This window comes from Amycolatopsis sp. NPDC114484 (assembly GCF_055633755.1).
In genome coordinates this window covers 397,776-414,560 of the sequence record NZ_JBVKDQ010000006.1, presented here as the reverse complement: position 1 = coordinate 414,560, position 16,785 = coordinate 397,776, and the positions used below count along the sequence as shown (strand labels likewise).

The window sequence follows — 16,785 nt, the reverse complement described above, 5'->3', positions numbered from 1 at the left end:
AACGCCCGGTCCCATTCCGAACCCGGAAGCTAAGCCTGACTGCGCCGATGGTACTGCAACCGAAGGGTTGTGGGAGAGTAGGACACCGCCGAACTTACTTTGAACAGTCTGGGCCCCGGTCGAGAACCTGAAAAAGGTTTTCCCGGGGCCCAGACTCATTTCCAGACCCAAACGACAGGCCCGAACCCGGTCCAGGGTTCGGGCCTTCGTCATGTCCAGGTCAGAGCGGCAGTCCGCGGCTCCGGACGGGAGACGAGAACACCAGCGACGTCGTCGTCTCGCCGTAGCGCTGGGCCCGTTCCACGAACTCCTCCAGCTCAGCCGTCGTGCGGCAGTGCACCCGGAGCAGCCAGCATTCGTCCCCGGTGACGTGATCGGCGTCGGTGATCTCCGGCAGCGGGAGGATCGCCTCGCGGAACCGCGGGCCGTCCAGGCTGCGGACTCGGACCCGGATCATCGCCTGGATCGGGCGACCCAGTTTTTCAGGGTCGACCCGTGCCGAGTAGCCGGTGATCACCCCGCGCTGTTCCAGGCGGCGGACTCGTTCCGTCACGGCCGGCGCGGACAGCGAGACCCGGCGGCCGAGTTCTGAGAACGTCAGGCGGCCGTCGGACTGGAGCAGCTCCAGCAGGTGCCGATCGACGTCGTCCAGATCCACTCGCGGCACTCCTTTCGCCAGGCTCCAGGCTAGCTGCCGTCCAGACCCGGAAAACCCTGGTGAAGACGGCGGAACACCTGGATCTTCCCCTGTCTCCCACCGGCCACGGAACGGGAGGATCAACAACGTGAAACCACGGATCCTCTCCCTCCCCAGCGAAGCCGCCAGCGCCGTCGAGTACTTCGGGCGCGAGCTTGCCTTCGAGGTCGACCCGGTCGACCTCGCCCTGGACCTCGCGGACGGACGCACCGACGGCTACGTCCTCGTCGAGACCCGCGGCCCCGGGGCGTACGCCGAAGCGCACCTGCCGGGCGCGATCTGCTTGCCATACCGGGAAATGACCGAGGAAAGCACCCGCGACCTCGACCGGAACCTCGTCTACGTCTGTTACTGCGAGAGCATCTACTGCAACGCCGCCACCCAAGGCGCGTACCGGCTCGCGCGGCTCGGCTTCACGGCGAAGCGGCTCTCCGGCGGCATCACGACCTGGCTTGCCCACGGCTATCCGACAGAGGCCGGCGTGGCCGTACCCTGAACGGCGTGACTCGTCTGCTCATCATCCAGCCCGATGCCACCAACCCGATCGGGCCGCTCGGGGAGTGGCTCACGGAAGCTGGCGCCGAACTCGACGTGCGGCTGCCGCCGGAGCAGGAGCTGCCGGCGAGTCTCGACGGGTACGACGGACTGATCTGTCTCGGCGGCGGCATGGGTGCCCTCGACGACTCCAAGCACCCTTGGCTGATCGACGTCCGGAAGCTCCTCGCCGCCGCGGCGGGGAAGGCCGTGCCGACGCTGGCGATCTGTCTCGGTGCGCAGCTGCTCGCCGTCGCGACCGGTGGGCAGGTCGGGGAGGGCGAGACGGGGCCTGAGGTTGGGCCGGGGCTCGTGTCCAAGAAGGACGCGGCGTGGATCGATCCGCTCTTCGCGGACATGCCCTTCCTCCCGGATGTCCTGCAGTTCCACCGGGACGTCATCACCGTCCTGCCGCCGAGCGCCGAGCTGCTCGCGTCCACGCCGGAGTACCCGAACCAGGCCTACCGGATGAACCGTTGTGTCTACGGTGTCCAGTTCCACATCGAGACCACCCCGGACGTTGTCCTCGCCTGGGCCGAGGCGGCGCCGGAAATGGCGGAACTCACCCGTCCGGGCGCGCTCGAGGGCGACTCCTTGATCTCTGCGCACGCGGAGATCGCCGAGACGTGGCGTCCGTTCGCGCGCCGGTTCGTCCAGTTGGCCGCTGGTCAGCTGCAGGCGGCTCCGGAAAGTCAACGCCAGTTGCCGTTGGCTTAACGGATGATGTCGGAATCACTTACGGCGTGTTAACGGTTCACCCAAACGGTCAGGTACCTTGCGAGAGGTATTTCCGTAGGGTTCGGAGGTCGGGGTGGACCCCTCGCTGCTCGTCGTCGTCGTGATCTGCACGGCGCTGGTTTTCGATTTCACCAACGGCTTCCACGACACGGCGAACGCGATGGCGACCTCGATCGCCACCGGAGCACTCCGGCCCCGCGTCGCCGTCGCGATCTCCGCGGTCTTGAACCTGGCAGGCGCGTTCCTGTCGGTCGAGGTCGCGAAAACGATTTCCAGCGGCCTGGTCGACGAGACGAGGATCGGGCCAGCCATCGTGTTCGGCGGGCTCATCGGGGCGATCGTCTGGAACCTGTTCACCTGGTACGTCGGCCTGCCGTCGAGTTCGTCGCACGCGCTGTTCGGCGGCCTGATCGGCGCGACCTGGGTGTCCGCCGGCGCGGACTCCGTGCACTTCGCCAAGATCGTCGACAAGGTGCTCGTTCCGGCCGCCGCGTCCCCGATCATCGCGGGAGTGGCGGCGGCCGCGGTCACCTACGTCGTCTACCGGTTCCTGGTCCGCAAACGCGGCGGGCGCGGGTTCCGGGTCGGGCAGATCGTCTCCGCGTCGCTCGTCTCGCTCGCGCACGGCACCAACGATGCGCAGAAGACCATGGGTGTCATCACCTTGACGCTCGTAGCGGCGGGCAGCCTGCCTGCCGGGTCCGCGCCGCCCGTCTGGGTGATCATCAGTGCCGCGTCCGCGCTGGCGCTTGGCACGTATCTCGGTGGCTGGCGCATCACGCACACCCTCGGCAAGGGCCTCACCGACATCGAAGGTCCGCAGGGCTTTTCCGCGCAGACCAGCAGCGCTGTCGTGATCCTGCTGTCCTCGCACCTCGGTTTCCCGCTGTCGACCACGCACGTGTGCTCGGGCGGCATCGTCGGCTCCGGCGTCGGCCGTCGCGAGGCTCCGGTGCGCTGGCGGATGGCGGGCCGGATGGTGCTCGCGTGGCTGTTCACGCTGCCCGCGGCGGCGATCGTCGGCGCGGCGGCGGGCAAGATCGCTTCGCTCGGCGAGGCCGGGACCATCGCGGTCGGCGTCGCCGGGATTCTCTTCGCGGCCGGGATTTACTTCCTCTCACGGCGCAAACCCGTCACCGCGCACAGCTTCCAGGTCCCCGAACCTTCTGCCGCCGACACCGAACCGGACCGCCTGGCTGCCTGAACCGCCCCGGGTCCGGCTACGGTGTGAGCGATGGCAGAGCGCGCGCGGACCACAGCTTCGGCGGCCAGGTACGGCTTCACTGACACCCGGGCCGACGGTCAACTGCGCGCAGCCGGCTGGTGGACCGAAGGCGGACCCGCCGACGGTGCCGCCGATGTCCTTCTCGCCCTGTCCCGCGCCGCGGATCCCGACCTCGCGCTGGCCGGGCTCGACCGCATCCGCGAGGCCGACGAACCCGGCTGGCCCGAGCTGGACAGCACGCTCCGGGAGAACCGCACGTTCCGCGGCAGGCTCCTGGGCGTGCTCGGCACGTCCACCGCGTTGGCGGACTTCCTCGTCGCCAATCCCGGTGAGTGGCGTTGTCTCGCGGACAACCGCTGCACTGATCCGGCGAAGTTCGCGGAACGGCTGCTTGAGCGGGTCCGGCAGGACGACGGGACGTACCTCACCGGAACCGCCGCCGAACATGAGCTGCGCGCCGGATACCGCGGGCTGCTGCTCGGCATCGCCGCCGCGGACCTCGGACATCTCGTGGAGCCGGGGCTGGAACACCCGCAGTTCCGCGACGTCGCCAGCGAGCTGACCACCCTCGCCGAAGCCTCGCTGCAGGCTGGGCTCGTGGTCGCCGAGCAGGAGGTCGGCGCGTCCGTCGAAGGCACGCTCGCGGTGATCGCGATGGGCAAGACCGGCGGTCGCGAGCTGAACTACGTGAGCGACGTCGACGTCATCTTCGTCGGGGCCGGCGACCTCGGCGTCGCGACCCGGTTGGCCAGCACGATGATGCGGCTGGTCGGCAACGCGTGCTTCGAGGTCGACGCGGCGTTGCGGCCGGAGGGCAAGAGCGGCGCGCTGGTGCGCACGCTCGAAGGGCACACCGCGTACTACCAGAAATGGGCGAAGACCTGGGAGTACCAGGCTTTGCTGAAGGCGCGTCCGGTGGCCGGCGACGCCGAGCTGGGCCGGCAGTACGCGGAGATGGTCGCGCCGATGGTGTGGTCGGCCGCGGACCGCGAGAACTTCGTGACCGAGGTCCAGCAGATGCGCCGGCGGGTGGAGGACCACGTCGCGTCGGAGCATCTCGAACGCGAGCTGAAGCTGGGCCGAGGCGGATTGCGGGACGTCGAGTTCGCGGTGCAGCTGCTGCAACTCGTGCACGGCCGGGTGGATCCAGCGCTGCGCTCGCCGTCCACTTTGGAAGCCTTGGCCGCGCTTGGCGACGGTGGGTACGTCGGCCGCGCGGACGCGGCGGAGATGAGTTCGTCGTACGAGTTCCTGCGCACCGTCGAACATCGGCTGCAGCTGCGACGGTTGCGGCGCACGCACCTGTTCCCGGCCGCGTCGGACACCGATGAGCTGCGGATTCTCGCGCGCGCCTGTGGGATTCGGCCGGTTCGCGGGCGCAGTCAAGGTGAAGCGCTGCTTGCCGAGTTCCGCCGCCACGCGCAGGGGATTCGTCGGCTGCACGAGAAGGTCTTCTACCGTCCGCTGCTGCAGTCGGTGGCGAATGTGCCGACGGAAGCGTTGCGGCTCACCACGAAACAGGCCGCCAGCCGGCTCGCCGCGCTCGGGTATGCCGCTCCGGAAGGCGCGCTGCAGCACATCAAGGCGCTGACCTCGGGTGTGTCGCGGCGCGCGGCTATTCAGCAGGCGCTGCTGCCGGTGTTGCTCGACTGCCTGGCCGATACGCCGGATCCGGACGGCGGTCTGCTCTCGTATCGCAAGGTGTCCGAGGCGCTTCAGGACACGCCTTGGTACCTGCGGGTGTTGCGCGACGAGGGCACTGTCGTCGAGCGGTTGGCCTTCCTGCTCGGTACGTCGAATTTGGTTCCGGACCTGCTCGTCCGGGCACCGGAAGTGCTTCAGCTGCTGGGAGATCCGGCTCGGTTGACCGGACGCACTCCGGCAGAAGTGGCGACGTCGCTGCGGGCTGCTGTGCGTCGTCAGCCGGGGTTGAGTGCTGCCGTTACCGCTGCGCGGTCGCTTCGTCGGCACGAGCTGCTGCGCGTCGCGTGCGCGGATTTGTTGGGACTGCTGGATGTTCCGTCGGTCTGCGAAGCGCTGTCGAGTGTGTGGGTGGCGGTGCTGCAGGGAGCGTTGTCGGCGGCTTACCGGCAACGGCAGGCTGAGCTGGGGCGTACCCCGGCGACGATCGCGGTCATCGGCATGGGCCGGCTCGGCGGCGCGGAACTGGGCTACGGCTCGGACGCCGACGTTCTCTTCGTCTGCGAGCCCGCCGAAGGGGTTCCGGACGCCGAAGCGCTGCGGTTCGCCTCGTCGGTCGCCGAGACGGTGCGGAAGATCCTTGGCGCTCCGAGTGCGGACCCGGCGCTGGTCGTCGATGCCGATCTCCGGCCGGAAGGACGCAGCGGGCCGCTGGTGCGGACGCTGGAGTCGTACCGGGCGTACTACCAGCGCTGGGGCGAGGTGTGGGAGTCGCAGGCGTTGCTGCGGGCCCGGTTCGTCGCCGGGGACGAGGAGCTTGGCCAGCGGTTCATCGAGACGATCGACCCGTTGCGCTATCCGGAGGGCGGGCTCGACCCGACGGACGCGCGCGAGATCCGGCGGATCAAGGCCCGGGTGGAGACCGAACGTCTCCCGCGCGGCGCCGACCCGACGCGGCACACGAAACTCGGCCGGGGCGGTCTCGCCGACGTCGAGTGGACGGTTCAGCTTCTGCAGTTGCAGCACGCGCACGAGGTGCCTGGCCTGCGGACGACGTCGACCCTCGACGCGCTGACCGCCTTGGCCGAAGCGGGTCTCGCGCCCGCCGAGTCGGTGGAGTCGCTGCGCGAGGCATGGCTGCTGGCCACGCGCGTGCGCAACGCGACGATGCTGGTACGCGGCAAGGCAGCGGACGAGGTGCCCGGCAGTGGCCGCGACCTCGCCGCGGTGGCGCGCGTGTTCGGCTACTCGGTGGACGACGACCCGGGTGAGTTCCTCGACGGCTACCGCCGTGTGACGAGGCACGCGCATGCCGTGGTCGAGGAACTTTTCTACGACAACTAACCTGGGTTTCGTGACCGACCGCGAACCGTTCCGCACCCGGATCAAGGTGCGCCACTACGAACTCGACACGCTGGGCCACCTGAACCACGCCGTGTACCACTCGTACGGCGAGGTTTCCCGGCTGGAGGTCTTCGAGGCAGCCGGCGGCAACACCCTGCACGAATCGCGTCTCGCGCCGGTGCTGCTCGAATCGAACATCGTCTACCGGCGGGAACTGCGCGCCGGCGACGAGGTGGACGTGACCTGCGACGCCTCGTTCGGCGACGGCAAGGTGTTCTGGATGACCTCGCGGATCGTGAAGCTGGACGGGACGCTGTCGGCCGAGATCAAGTGCACGCTGGGACTGATGGATCTGGAGAAGCGCAAGCTGGTGCCGGATCCGCGGGGGCATTTCGAGCGGGCCGGGGTTGATTTGAAGGTGTTGTCGACTTCGGAGTGATCGCGCCTGGTGCGGCGGCCCGAAGCGCAAGGGGGAGCGCTTGCGGTGGGAAGCTCGTTGCACGTGTCGCTTGATGGCTGCGTTGTTCGCGGGCAGGCCGCCGGAGACGGTCCGGCGCTGGTGATGGTGCCGGGCGGAGCTGGACAGACCTCATGCGGGAGACGCTCGGCGGTGGCGGTGTGCGTCTCATCGCCATGAGCATCGGCTGCCTGATCGCTCTGGATCTCTTGGCTCGCTATCCGCGGGACGTCGCGCAACCGGCGACCGCGAGGCCGATGCCCCGGAACTCGTGGTGACGCCGCAGTTCGTTCAGGACAGGTCGTTCTACTTCGAACACGATCTTGGCGCGGGGCGCGTCCACCGCCTGGATAGTGAGGCTCTTCGCGCGCATCGAGACCGGTTGATCGTGGGCGTGGGCGAGAAATCCGGCACGCTGTGGACTCGCCGCTGCGCGCAAGCCTTGGCGCCGGTCAGTCCAGCCGCATTCCGTGCCACACCAGGTCGACCACTCCTTCGGTCTCCGCCTTCCAATCTCCTTCCGGAGTAAGGAAAAACAGTCCGCCCAGGCCGCGCATCAGGGTTTCCGTCTTCAGATCCGGCCGGATCGTGCCCGCTTCCGCGTTCGCCTTCCGCAGGGTGTCCAGCGCGTCGAGCATCCGCACGTACGCCTGCGTCGGCAGTTCGCTCTGCGACGCGCGCAACGCGTTGGCCAGCCCTCGTTTCGTCATCATGTAGTGCGCCAGGTGGTCCACGATCCAGACGCGCAACGCCTGATCGGGGGAATGGTTGGCGAGTAATTCGGGCACGATCTCGACGAGCTGGTTCACCTCGCGCTCGTAGACGGCCAGCACCAGCGACTCCGGCGTGGGGAAGTGCCGGTACACCGTGCCGACGCCGACGCCCGCTTCCTTGGCGACCGCGTTGAACGACACCTCTCCTGCCCGGCTCACGGTTTCCGCCGCCACCGCCAGGATCCGTTCGTGGTTGCGCCGGGTGTCCGCCCGCCGCGGGCTCACCGGCATCGCGCCTCCCGCGTCTCTTCGGTTGTCTGACCTGGAGCTACTCCAGCAGGACCTGGAGTAGCTCCACTTCGTTGCGTAGCGGATTCTAATCCGCTAGCCTCGGTCAAAGCGAGCCAAGCGGATGAATATCCGGTTTACCTCCGGCGGCTCGTGTTCCCGAAGGGCCGTCACCACCACCATCACGCCGCAGGACGTCCGCCGCGGACGGACTTGCGGGAAAGCGAACCCTACTGTGGACATTTCCCTTGAAGTCAATGGAAGAACCGAGGAGCTCGGCGTCGAGCCGGGAGTGACCCTCCTGGACGCGCTGCGCGAGCGGCTCGGCATCACCGGCCCGAAGAAGGGCTGCGACCGCGGTCAGTGCGGTGCCTGCACCGTGCACGTCGACGGCAAGCCGGTGCTGTCCTGCCTCACGCTCGCGGCCGCCGTGCGCGGTCCCGTCACCACCGTCGAAGGACTGTCCACTGAGGACGAACTGCACCCGGTGCAGCAGGCGTTCGTGGACCAGGACGCGCTGCAGTGCGGGTTCTGCACGTCCGGGCAGGTGATGTCGGCGGTCGCCGCGGTGCGCGACGACGTGTCCGACGTCCGCGAGTTCATGTCCGGAAATCTGTGCCGTTGTTCGGCGTACCCGAACATCGTGCGCGCCGTGGAGCAGGCGAGGCAGGCCGATGCGACCGTTTGAGCTCACCGCACCCGCCACGGTCGAGGACGCGCTGGGCAGCGCGGGCACCTACCTGGCGGGCGGCACCACCCTGGTCGACCTGATGAAGCTCGACGTCCTCACCCCGCAGCAGGTGCTGGACATCAACGACCTGCCGCTGCGGGGCATCGACACCGCCGACGGCCTGCGGTTCGGCGCGCTGGAGCGGATGGGCGACATCGCCGCGCATCCCGGCGTGTACCCGGCGATCTCGCGCGCGCTGCTGCTCAGCGCGTCGCAGCAGCTGCGGAACATGGCCAGCATCGGCGGAAACCTGATGCAGCGCACGCGGTGCTCGTATTTCCGTGACGTAGCCATGCCGTGCAACCGGCGTTCGCCGGGCAGCGGCTGTTCGGCGCTCTCCGGAGTCAACCGGATGCACGCCATTCTCGGCACGAGCGACTCCTGCGTGGCCACCCACGCCAGCGACGTCGCGGTCGCACTGGTCGCGCTCGACGCGGAGGTCGTGCTGGCCAGCGCCGAGGGCACCCGGACGGTCGCGCTGACCGAGTTCTACCGCGAACCGGGCGACACCCCGGAAATCGAGCACGACCTGCGTCCTGGCGAGCTGATCACCGAGGTGCGCGTGCCGCGGCTCGACTGGGCGGAGAACTCCACGTACGTGAAGATCCGCGACCGGCAGTCGTACGAGTTCGCGCTGTGCTCGGCGGCGGTCGCGCTCGACGTGCGCGACGGGAAGATCGCCGACGCCCGCGTGGCGGCCGGCGGGGTCGCGACGGTGCCGTGGCGGCTGCCTGCCGTGGAAGAGGCGCTGCGCGGTGCGGAGCTGACCGAGGAGGCCTTCGCCGCTGCCGCCGCGGTGGCGGTGGACGGGGCAAAGCCGTTGTCCGGCAACGTGTTCAAACCTTCGCTGCTGAAGCGGACGATCGTCCGCGCGCTGCTCGAACTGACCGAAGGGAGCCGGGCATGAGTGCGCGGCTGGACGGTCCGCGGAAAGTCACCGGCCAGGCCGATTACGCGCTGGACCGCACGTTCCCCGGCATGCTGTACGGGTACATCGTGCTCAGCACGATCGCGCACGGCGAGATCACCGCGATGGACGTGACCGCGGCGAAGGGCGCGCCCGGGGTGGTCAGTGTCTACAGCCCGTTCGACCCGCTCGAGCTGCACCCGTTCAAGTCCCAGCTGATGGGGGACGTGTGGCTGCCGCTGCACGACCGGGACGTGGTGTTCTACGGGCAGCCGATCGGTCTGGTCGTCGCGGAGACGTTCGAACAGGCGCGGGACGCGGCGGGGCTGATCGAGGTTTCGTACCAGGAGAAGCCCGCGCGGACGTCGATGGAGGACGGGCTCGCGACCGCGGAGGACGCGCCGGAGAGCCGTGGTGCCCCGCCGTCGATCGAGGTCCTCGCCGACGGCGTCGAGTCCATTTCGGACGCACTGGCGCAGAGCCCGGTCGTCGTCTCGCAGACCTACCGCACCGCGACGCAGAACCACGCGGCGATGGAACCGCATTCGGCGGTCGCGAAGTGGGACGGCGGCGAACTCACCCTCTACAGCGGAAACCAGGCCAGTCACCTGCAGGCCATGGAAATGGCCGGGGTGCTGGGCATCGAGCCGTCGGCCATCCACGCGGTGAACCCGTATGTGGGCGGGGCGTTCGGCGGCAAGGCGGGCACTTCGGCTCCGGGGATGCTGGCCGCGGCCGCCGCCAAGGCGCTGGGCCGTCCGGTGAAGTGCGCGCTCACCCGCGAGCAGGTGTTCACGGCGACCGCGAACCGGCCGGCCACGGTGCAGAAGGTCGCACTGGGCGCGGACCGTGACGGCACGCTGATCGCGGTGCAGCACGATTCCTGGTCTGCCACGTCGATGAGCCGGTCCTTTGTGGAACCGACGTCGCACGGCACCTCGCGCGAGTGGTACGCGACGCAGAACCTGTCGATCAGCCAGAAGATGGTGCCGATGCACATCCCGCCGGGCACGTTCATGCGTGCGCCGGGGGAGGCGTCGGGGTCGTTCGCGCTCGAAAGCGCGGTCGACGAACTCGCGATCGCGCTCGAGATGGATCCGATCGAACTGCGGCGGCGCAACAGTTCGCTCGCTCCTCCCGGGGTCGATCTGCAGTGGTCGAGCAAGCACCTCGACGAGTGCTACGAGATCGGGGCGCAGCGGTTCGGCTGGGCGAACCGATCGCCGCGCGGGCACGTCGACGGGGACTGGCTCGTCGGCATGGGAACGGCGACCGCGATGTTCCCCGGCCTGCGCTTCCCGGCGACGGTCGAGATCACGCTCAACGCGGACGAGACCGCGGACGTGTCCACGAGCGGGGCGGACCCGGGCACCGGGCTGCTCACCGTGCTGGCCACGATCGGGGCCGAATCCCTCGACATCGACCCGGAACGCGTCACCCCGCACCTTGGCGATTCCCGGTACGCGCCGGGCGGGATGTCCGGCGGCTCGACCGCCACGGCGAGCACCGGCACCGCGATCATGCTCGCGGCGACCGAACTGCTCGACGAACTGGTGGCGCTCGCCGCCGAACCGGGCGCGCCGTTCGAGGGCGAGGTGGTCACGTACGCCGAAGGGCTGCTGCACGGTGACCGCGGCACCATGCCGTTCGGCGAACTGCTGCGCGCGATCGGCCGGGAATCCTTGTCCGCCAGGGGTTCCTCCGCGCCGGGCGAGGAGATGACGAAGCATTCGTTCAGCTCGTTCGGCGCGCAGTTCTGCGAGGTCCGGGTGCACCGGCTGACCCGGGAGGTCCGGGTGTCGAGGATGCTGGGCGTCTTCGACGGCGGCCGGATCATCAACCCGACGCAGGCGCGGAGCCAGCTGTCCGGCGGCATGATCTGGGGCGTGTCGGCGGCCCTGCACGAGGGATTGGAAACGGAGCCGAGCGGACGCCCCGCGAACGCGGACTTCGCGAGCTACCTGCTGCCGGTCAACGCCGACATCCCGGAGATCGACGTGCAGTTCGTCGAGTACCCGGACACGCTGCACAACGCGGTCGGAGCCCGCGGGGTCGGCGAGATCGGCGCGGTGGGCATGGCGGCCGCGGTGGCGAACGCGGTGTGCAACGCGACCGGCGTTCGGGTGCGGAGCATTCCGATCATGATTGAGGATCTGCTGGTGGAGTGACCGGTGGGGGCGTCCGGGTTGCGGGCGCCCCTTCGCCGGGCTCGGCAGGCGGTGGGTCTGGAGGGGGCCGGTAGCGCGCTGGGTGCGGAGCTGCGGCGGGTAGTGCGCGCTGCGGTGTGGTGCGCGGTGGGTTTGCGGCGGCGTGCGGGTGTGCGCCGTGGGCCTCTGACGGCGTGCGGCAGCGCGGGCTGAGGTGGTGCGCGCGGCGGGCTTGGTGCTGCGTGCGGCTAACGCGGGCCGAGGTGGTGCGCGCGGCGGGCTTGGAGCTGCACGCGGGCAGCGCGGGCTGCGGTGTTGCGTGCGGCAGAGATGGCGCTGTGTGCGGGTAGCGCGGGCCGGAGCGGTGTGCGAGACATGCCCCGAGCCCGAGCCCGAGCCCGAGCCCGAGCCCGAGCCCGAGCCCCAAGCGAGTGCGTGCGCGGTCGATCCTGGAGCACCGGGCAGCGCGGGCCGGATCACGCGGGCGTTCCTGGAGCAGCGGCGAAGCACAGCGGCGAAGCACGGCGGCGAAGCACGGCGGCGAAGCACAGCACTGGGCCGCGAGTCGGTCAGAAGCACGGCACCACGCCACGAGCCGGTCAGCTCCGCGGTTCGCCGGGCGCGGCAGAACCCGCCCGAACCGGCGTGCACTCCGTTTCGGCACAGCGTCTCGAACCGCCGCCGGAACTGCTCCGCGGCCCCATTCACCCCATTGTCCACATCCGGAAAATTGTCCTCAGCCGTGCGGCGCCGGTCTGGCCCGAGCGGTCCTGATGCGTCCTCCGCAGGTCAGCGGCAAGATTCTTCCCGCCATTTTCCCCGTGCGAGAAATTCGCTCGTCTCCCTGCTCCCGGGCGGTATGGTTTCGTGGGCACTTGTTCGGGGAGGCTGGCGGATGGACGCAGCACCGGCCGGGAGTGCGGACCTGCCTCGAAGAGGCGGGGTCGGCTCGTATCGCGGGTCCGAACCGGGCGTTCCGCTGATCGGCCGGGACGCCGAATTCGCTGTGCTGGCAGGGGCGATCGCCGCGGCGGGCCGGGGAAGCGGGGGCGCGGTCGTGGTGTGCGGGCAGCCCGGGATCGGCAAATCCCGGCTGGCCGCCGAGGCGATCGGGGTGGCGCGCGGCAAGGGATTCGCGATTGTCGAGGGGCGGGCGGACCCGTTGTTGTCGGGCCTTTCGTACGCGCCGATCGTCCAGGCTTTCCGCGGCCATCTGAGTGAATCCGCCGGATTTTCCCCGGAGCCCGGTAATCTCGGCGCATTGTTCCCCGATCTGCGTCCGGTTTCGCCCGAGTCCGGGGATCCGGGACTGCAGCGCACCCGGATGTGCGAAGCGGTGCTCGCGGCGACGCGACAGCTCACCGTCCGCGGTCCGGTGCTGCTGGTGGTCGACGACCTCCATTGCGCTGATCGGGGGACCGTCGAACTGCTGCACTATCTCGGGCGCAACGCGGAGGAACTGCCGCTGCTCGTGATCGGGTGTTTCCGCTCGGGCGTCGACAACGAGGCGCTCGACGCGATGGCGGAGGCGACCCGGCGGCACCAGGCGGGAAGGCTGCTCGAACTCGCGCCGCTCACCGACGAGGCGGTGCGCGATCTGGTGCAGCACGTCCTGGGCACGCCGCCGCCGCTCGCGTTGCTGCGGGCGGTCACGGCGCGGGCGTCCGGGGTCGCGTTGTTCGTCGTCGCGCTGACCCGGCATCTGGTCACGAGCCGGATGTGCGGGCCGCTGCCCGAGGTGATCCGGGACATCGTGCGGGAGCAGATCAGCCGGCTCGGCGAGGTGGATCGGCGGCTGCTGGAGGTGGTCGCGGTCGCCGGGACGCACGGGCGTCCGGAGGTGCTCGCCGATGTCTCCGGGATGGGCTTGCCCGCGCTGCACGCGGCGTTGCGGCGGCTGGTCGGGCGCCGGCTGGCCACTGAGCATCAGTCGGAGGTCGAGCCGCATTATCAAGTGGCGCATCCTCTTTACGCCGAGGCGGTTTATCACGAGCTTCTGCTCGCTGAGCGGAGGGCGCTGCACGCGGCGATCGGCGCGGCGCTGCATCGCGCGGACCGTACCGTCGCGGCGGCGCCGCATTACGCGGCCGGTGGGAACAGCGTTCCGGTGGACCGGGCGATCGAGGCGTTCAGCGCGGCGGGGGCTCGGGCGCTGACCGTCGGGGATTTGGACGAAGCTGCCGAGTACCTCGCGGCCGCGTTGCGGCGGGCGCGGGATGCGCGGCCGGACGCGGTGCCCGCGCTGCTTGTCGACTTGGCGAGGTTGCAGCAGGGGCGTGGCCGGTTGGACGAGGCCGCTGAACTGTTGCGGGACGCGGTCGCGCTCAGCGAGCGGCGGGGGCAGGACACTGAGCGTCGGCGGGCGTGGCGGCATTTGCAGGCGCTGCTCGAAGTCGAGCGCGGGAACCTTCCGGCGGCGGTCGGGCTGGCCAGGGCCAGCGGTCGCCGTCCGGACACGGATCCGCCGACCCGGTTGCTGATCCATTGGATCATCGCGCTGCGGCACGGCGACTTCCCGGAACTGGCGGTGATTTCGCAGGAACTCGTCGCGCTTCCGTCCACAAGCGACACTCCGGGGGCGCATTCGGTCGCGCATCTCGGGGCCGGTGCGCTGGCGGCGTTGTCGGGGGACGTCGAAACGGCGGTCGTGGAGTTGCGCAGTGCGCTGGAGCTTGCGCTTCGCTGCGGGGACGACGGCCCTCGTCTCGCGTTCGCGCCGCGGATGATGCTCAACGGTTTGTCCACGCTGCGCGGTGACCTCGTCACGGCGATCCGGGTCGCGGACGTCAGCAGTACTCCAGCGGTGCGGCAATGGTTGCCGTCCGCCACGTGTTACCTGCAGACCATGCTCGCGACCACGCGGTACTTTTCCGGCGATTTAAGAACCGCACTGTCTGAAATGGACAGTGCAGTGGCGGAGGCGCGCCGGGTCGGGCAGGACCGGTTGTTGGGGCGGACCCTTGCCGGGCGAGCGTTTGTCCGCGCCGAACGAGGTCACCTCGATGAGGCGGCGGCGGACCTGGCCGATGCGCGCCGCCATTACGACCCTTCGCAAATCGACCTGCTGGACGCGTTCGACCTGGCGGCTACCGCCCTGGCGGTGCGGCGCGGCGTGGCGGCACAAGCCCCGGCGTTGACCGACACGCTGCCGTTCGGCGACACGCAGCTCAACTGTCTTCGGGTTTCCTTCGCCGGATACGCCGCGGTGCAGCGGGGAGACCTGGCGGAAGCTGACCGCGTGGTCGGTCTGCTTCGCGGGGCGGGCAGCAACGCGCCAGTCCTGCACGCGCTCGCCGACCGGCAGCAGGGATTCGCCGACGCTGCCCGGGGAAACGCCACGGAGGCGGTCGACCGGCTGCGTGGTTCGGCGACCGTGCTTCGCGGATTCGGGATGAATCTGCTTGCCGCGCAAGCGGAAGTGGAGATGGTCGAACTGCTGGACCCGTCGGAAGCGGAGGTGATGGCGTCCTCGGCGACGGCGGCGTTCACCGCGGCGGGCAGCGCGCCGTGGCCGGAGCGGATCGTGAAGCAGGGGCATTCGGTTCCGGCGCAGCGCTGCGGGCCGCTCACCCGGCGGGAGTCGGAGATCACCGTGCTCGTCGGGAAGGGGCTGTCGAACGCGGACATCGCCTCCGCGCTGTTCCTCAGCGAGCGGACTGTGGAGACGCATCTGCGCAACGTCTACCGCAAGCTCGGCCTCAAATCCCGGGTGCGGCTCGCGCAGTGGGTTCGCGACCGGCGCGGCGAGACAGGGGCTCGTTGACCGGAGGGAAGGCCCCGAAAAAAAGGAATATGCCGAATTTTCCTGCCGTCGCGGGAAAAACGGTGACGTCGCGGTGACGGATCCCGATCACACTGCCCCGGTGGTCCAGTGATCGGGAGGGTCCTCGATGGAGCAGCACGTCCGGGTGCCCGCGCCGGGAACCGCCGAGTCCGGACCGGAGCCCGCGCGCGGAGGGAATCCTCTCGAACCCGATCTTCGGCACTTCATGGAGCAGCGCTTCGGCCAGGACTTCAGCCAGGTGCGCGTGTACTCGGACCGGACGGCGGCCGACTCGGCGGCCTGGCTGGGCGCGAAGGCGTACACAGTGGGCGAGCGGATCGTGTTCAGCACTGGGGAATACCGCCCCGAGACGACGTCCGGCAAGCGATCCCTCGCGCACGAGCTGGCGCACGTCGTGCAACAGCGTCGTGGCGGCGGACCGGCAGCAGGGCATCAGCTCGAACGGTCGGCGGACGTCGCGGCGGACGCGGTAGTCAGCGGCGGGCCGGTAACGGTGTCCGGGGCCAGTGCACCCGGTCTCGCCCGGCAGGCTGAGCCCGACACCCGGGTGGCGGTCACGAACCTTCGCGGCAATCGGATCTTCGGCGCCGTGCGGGTGGCCGTCTCGGTGTTGTCGGCGCCGCTGAGGTTGCTGGGGTGGGCGATCACCGGCACCGCGGTCGGGATGCGCGCTTCCGGCAATGCCGGTGCGGTGGTCGGGGCGGGCGCGGGGCAGGACACGATGGTCTTCGTCAACCTCGAGTCCGGCGAGGTGACCACCGACGTCATCGGCTACGGCGAACTCGGGGTCGGGGTGACCGCGGGAGGCAGCGAAGCGATCGTCGTGGCGCTCCGGTTGGGTCCGGCGGGCCGGGCGGGAAATGTCTCCGGCGCGTACGCGGGCGGGAGCGTCAACGTCGCGGTGAAACTGCTTGCGGGCGTGGGGTTCTCGGTCAGCACCGGGCTTTTCTCGGGGGAGGAAGGCTGGGTGGCGGCCGCGTTCAGCCTCGGTGCCGAGGCCGGTGCGCGAGCGTCGGGCAGTTACGGCGTGAGCGTGGCGGACACTGTCGCGCCGGCGATCGCGGCGTGGACTCAGCGGGTCGCGACTGGGCTGGCGTCGGGGGTGCAGACGGCGGGGGTGATCGCACAGGGCGTCAGCAGTGTGGTGGCGCAGATGTTCGGCAGCGTGATCGGCATTCTCGACCCGGCCAACTGGGATCTCACCGGGTACACGCCGGCGGAGCAGCAGACGTGGCGCGAGTTCGGCGGGTACCTGGCCCGGGTCATCACCAGCACTACTCTCGACCGGTTTCTCGCCGGGGAAGCGCAGGGGCTGCCGGTGTCGCGGCGGATCGCCTCGATCGGGGACGTGGGGGTGTTCATCCGGGTTTCCGAGGCGATCAACGCGCGGTACCGCCGAATGGCTGGTGGAGCGTTGCGGCCGGGTGACGAGATCTGGCCTGCCAACGCGTTCACCCAGCGCACGTATCTTCAGTTCCTTTCTTTCCTGCGAGAGCAGCGACTGCTGGCCGGGGCCGGTCCGGGAGGGTCGTTCGCGCGGGAGCGGGAACGACCGTGAGCGAAGTTACGTGGTAGCACGG

13 protein-coding genes and 1 rRNA gene are annotated in these 16,785 nt (G+C 69.7%); 11 read left to right on the top strand and 3 right to left on the bottom strand.

The genetic code is table 11. The features are described from left to right. Window positions 1-94 (top strand): 5S ribosomal RNA (gene rrf, locus ACZ7SW_RS18775); the annotation flags it as partial. Window positions 95-220: 126 nt separating this feature from the next. On the opposite strand, the gene ACZ7SW_RS18770 is transcribed toward rrf, so the two are convergent. After that, window positions 221-658 (bottom strand): Lrp/AsnC family transcriptional regulator, encoded by a 438-nt coding sequence (locus ACZ7SW_RS18770; protein ID WP_470231665.1) that lies wholly within the window; start codon window positions 656-658, stop codon window positions 221-223. 127 nt (window positions 659-785) lie between these two features. Here ACZ7SW_RS18770 and ACZ7SW_RS18765 point away from each other — a divergent pair, with 127 nt between their 5' ends. From ACZ7SW_RS18765 to ACZ7SW_RS18745, 5 genes are all read left to right on the top strand, one after another. Continuing rightward, window positions 786-1,193, top strand: a complete 408-nt coding sequence (locus ACZ7SW_RS18765; RefSeq protein ID WP_470231664.1) for a rhodanese-like domain-containing protein — start codon at window positions 786-788, stop codon at window positions 1,191-1,193. Between the two features lie 5 nt (window positions 1,194-1,198). Beyond that, window positions 1,199-1,948, top strand: coding sequence for a type 1 glutamine amidotransferase (locus tag ACZ7SW_RS18760; RefSeq protein WP_470231663.1), 750 nt, complete (start codon window positions 1,199-1,201; stop codon window positions 1,946-1,948). Between the two features lie 94 nt (window positions 1,949-2,042). Next, window positions 2,043-3,173 (top strand): inorganic phosphate transporter, encoded by a 1,131-nt coding sequence (locus ACZ7SW_RS18755; protein WP_470231662.1) that lies wholly within the window; start codon window positions 2,043-2,045, stop codon window positions 3,171-3,173. Window positions 3,174-3,203: 30 nt separating this feature from the next. Next, window positions 3,204-6,179, top strand: a complete 2,976-nt coding sequence (locus ACZ7SW_RS18750) for a bifunctional [glutamine synthetase] adenylyltransferase/[glutamine synthetase]-adenylyl-L-tyrosine phosphorylase (RefSeq protein WP_470231661.1) — start codon at window positions 3,204-3,206, stop codon at window positions 6,177-6,179. 10 nt (window positions 6,180-6,189) lie between these two features. Beyond that, window positions 6,190-6,618, top strand: a complete 429-nt coding sequence (locus tag ACZ7SW_RS18745) for an acyl-CoA thioesterase (RefSeq protein WP_378404137.1) — start codon at window positions 6,190-6,192, stop codon at window positions 6,616-6,618. A 235-nt stretch (window positions 6,619-6,853) separates the two neighbouring features. Here ACZ7SW_RS18745 and ACZ7SW_RS18740 read toward each other — a convergent pair whose 3' ends face one another. Together ACZ7SW_RS18740 and ACZ7SW_RS18735 are read right to left on the bottom strand one after the other, a co-directional pair. Then, complete coding sequence (locus ACZ7SW_RS18740; RefSeq protein ID WP_470231660.1) at window positions 6,854-7,009, bottom strand: hypothetical protein; 156 nt, start codon at window positions 7,007-7,009, stop codon at window positions 6,854-6,856. Between the two features lie 79 nt (window positions 7,010-7,088). After that, window positions 7,089-7,640, bottom strand: coding sequence for a TetR/AcrR family transcriptional regulator (locus ACZ7SW_RS18735; protein ID WP_470231659.1), 552 nt, complete (start codon window positions 7,638-7,640; stop codon window positions 7,089-7,091). 232 nt (window positions 7,641-7,872) lie between these two features. On the opposite strand from ACZ7SW_RS18735, the gene ACZ7SW_RS18730 reads away from it, so the two are divergent. The 5 genes from ACZ7SW_RS18730 (at window position 7,873) to ACZ7SW_RS18710 (ending at window position 16,763) form a co-directional block, all read left to right on the top strand. Then, window positions 7,873-8,325, top strand: a complete 453-nt coding sequence (locus ACZ7SW_RS18730; protein WP_470231658.1) for a (2Fe-2S)-binding protein — start codon at window positions 7,873-7,875, stop codon at window positions 8,323-8,325. Next, window positions 8,312-9,274 (top strand): FAD binding domain-containing protein, encoded by a 963-nt coding sequence (locus tag ACZ7SW_RS18725; protein WP_470231657.1) that lies wholly within the window; start codon window positions 8,312-8,314, stop codon window positions 9,272-9,274. Before ACZ7SW_RS18730 ends, ACZ7SW_RS18725 begins: the two co-directional genes overlap by 14 nt. Further along, entirely contained in the window at window positions 9,271-11,442 is a 2,172-nt protein-coding gene (locus ACZ7SW_RS18720; protein WP_470231656.1) for a xanthine dehydrogenase family protein molybdopterin-binding subunit, read from the top strand. Before ACZ7SW_RS18725 ends, ACZ7SW_RS18720 begins: the two co-directional genes overlap by 4 nt. An 874-nt stretch (window positions 11,443-12,316) precedes the next feature. Beyond that, window positions 12,317-15,184, top strand: a complete 2,868-nt coding sequence (locus ACZ7SW_RS18715) for a helix-turn-helix transcriptional regulator (protein WP_470231655.1) — start codon at window positions 12,317-12,319, stop codon at window positions 15,182-15,184. 127 nt (window positions 15,185-15,311) lie between these two features. Then, complete coding sequence (locus ACZ7SW_RS18710; protein WP_470231654.1) at window positions 15,312-16,763, top strand: eCIS core domain-containing protein; 1,452 nt, start codon at window positions 15,312-15,314, stop codon at window positions 16,761-16,763. Window positions 16,764-16,785 lie beyond the last annotated feature (22 nt).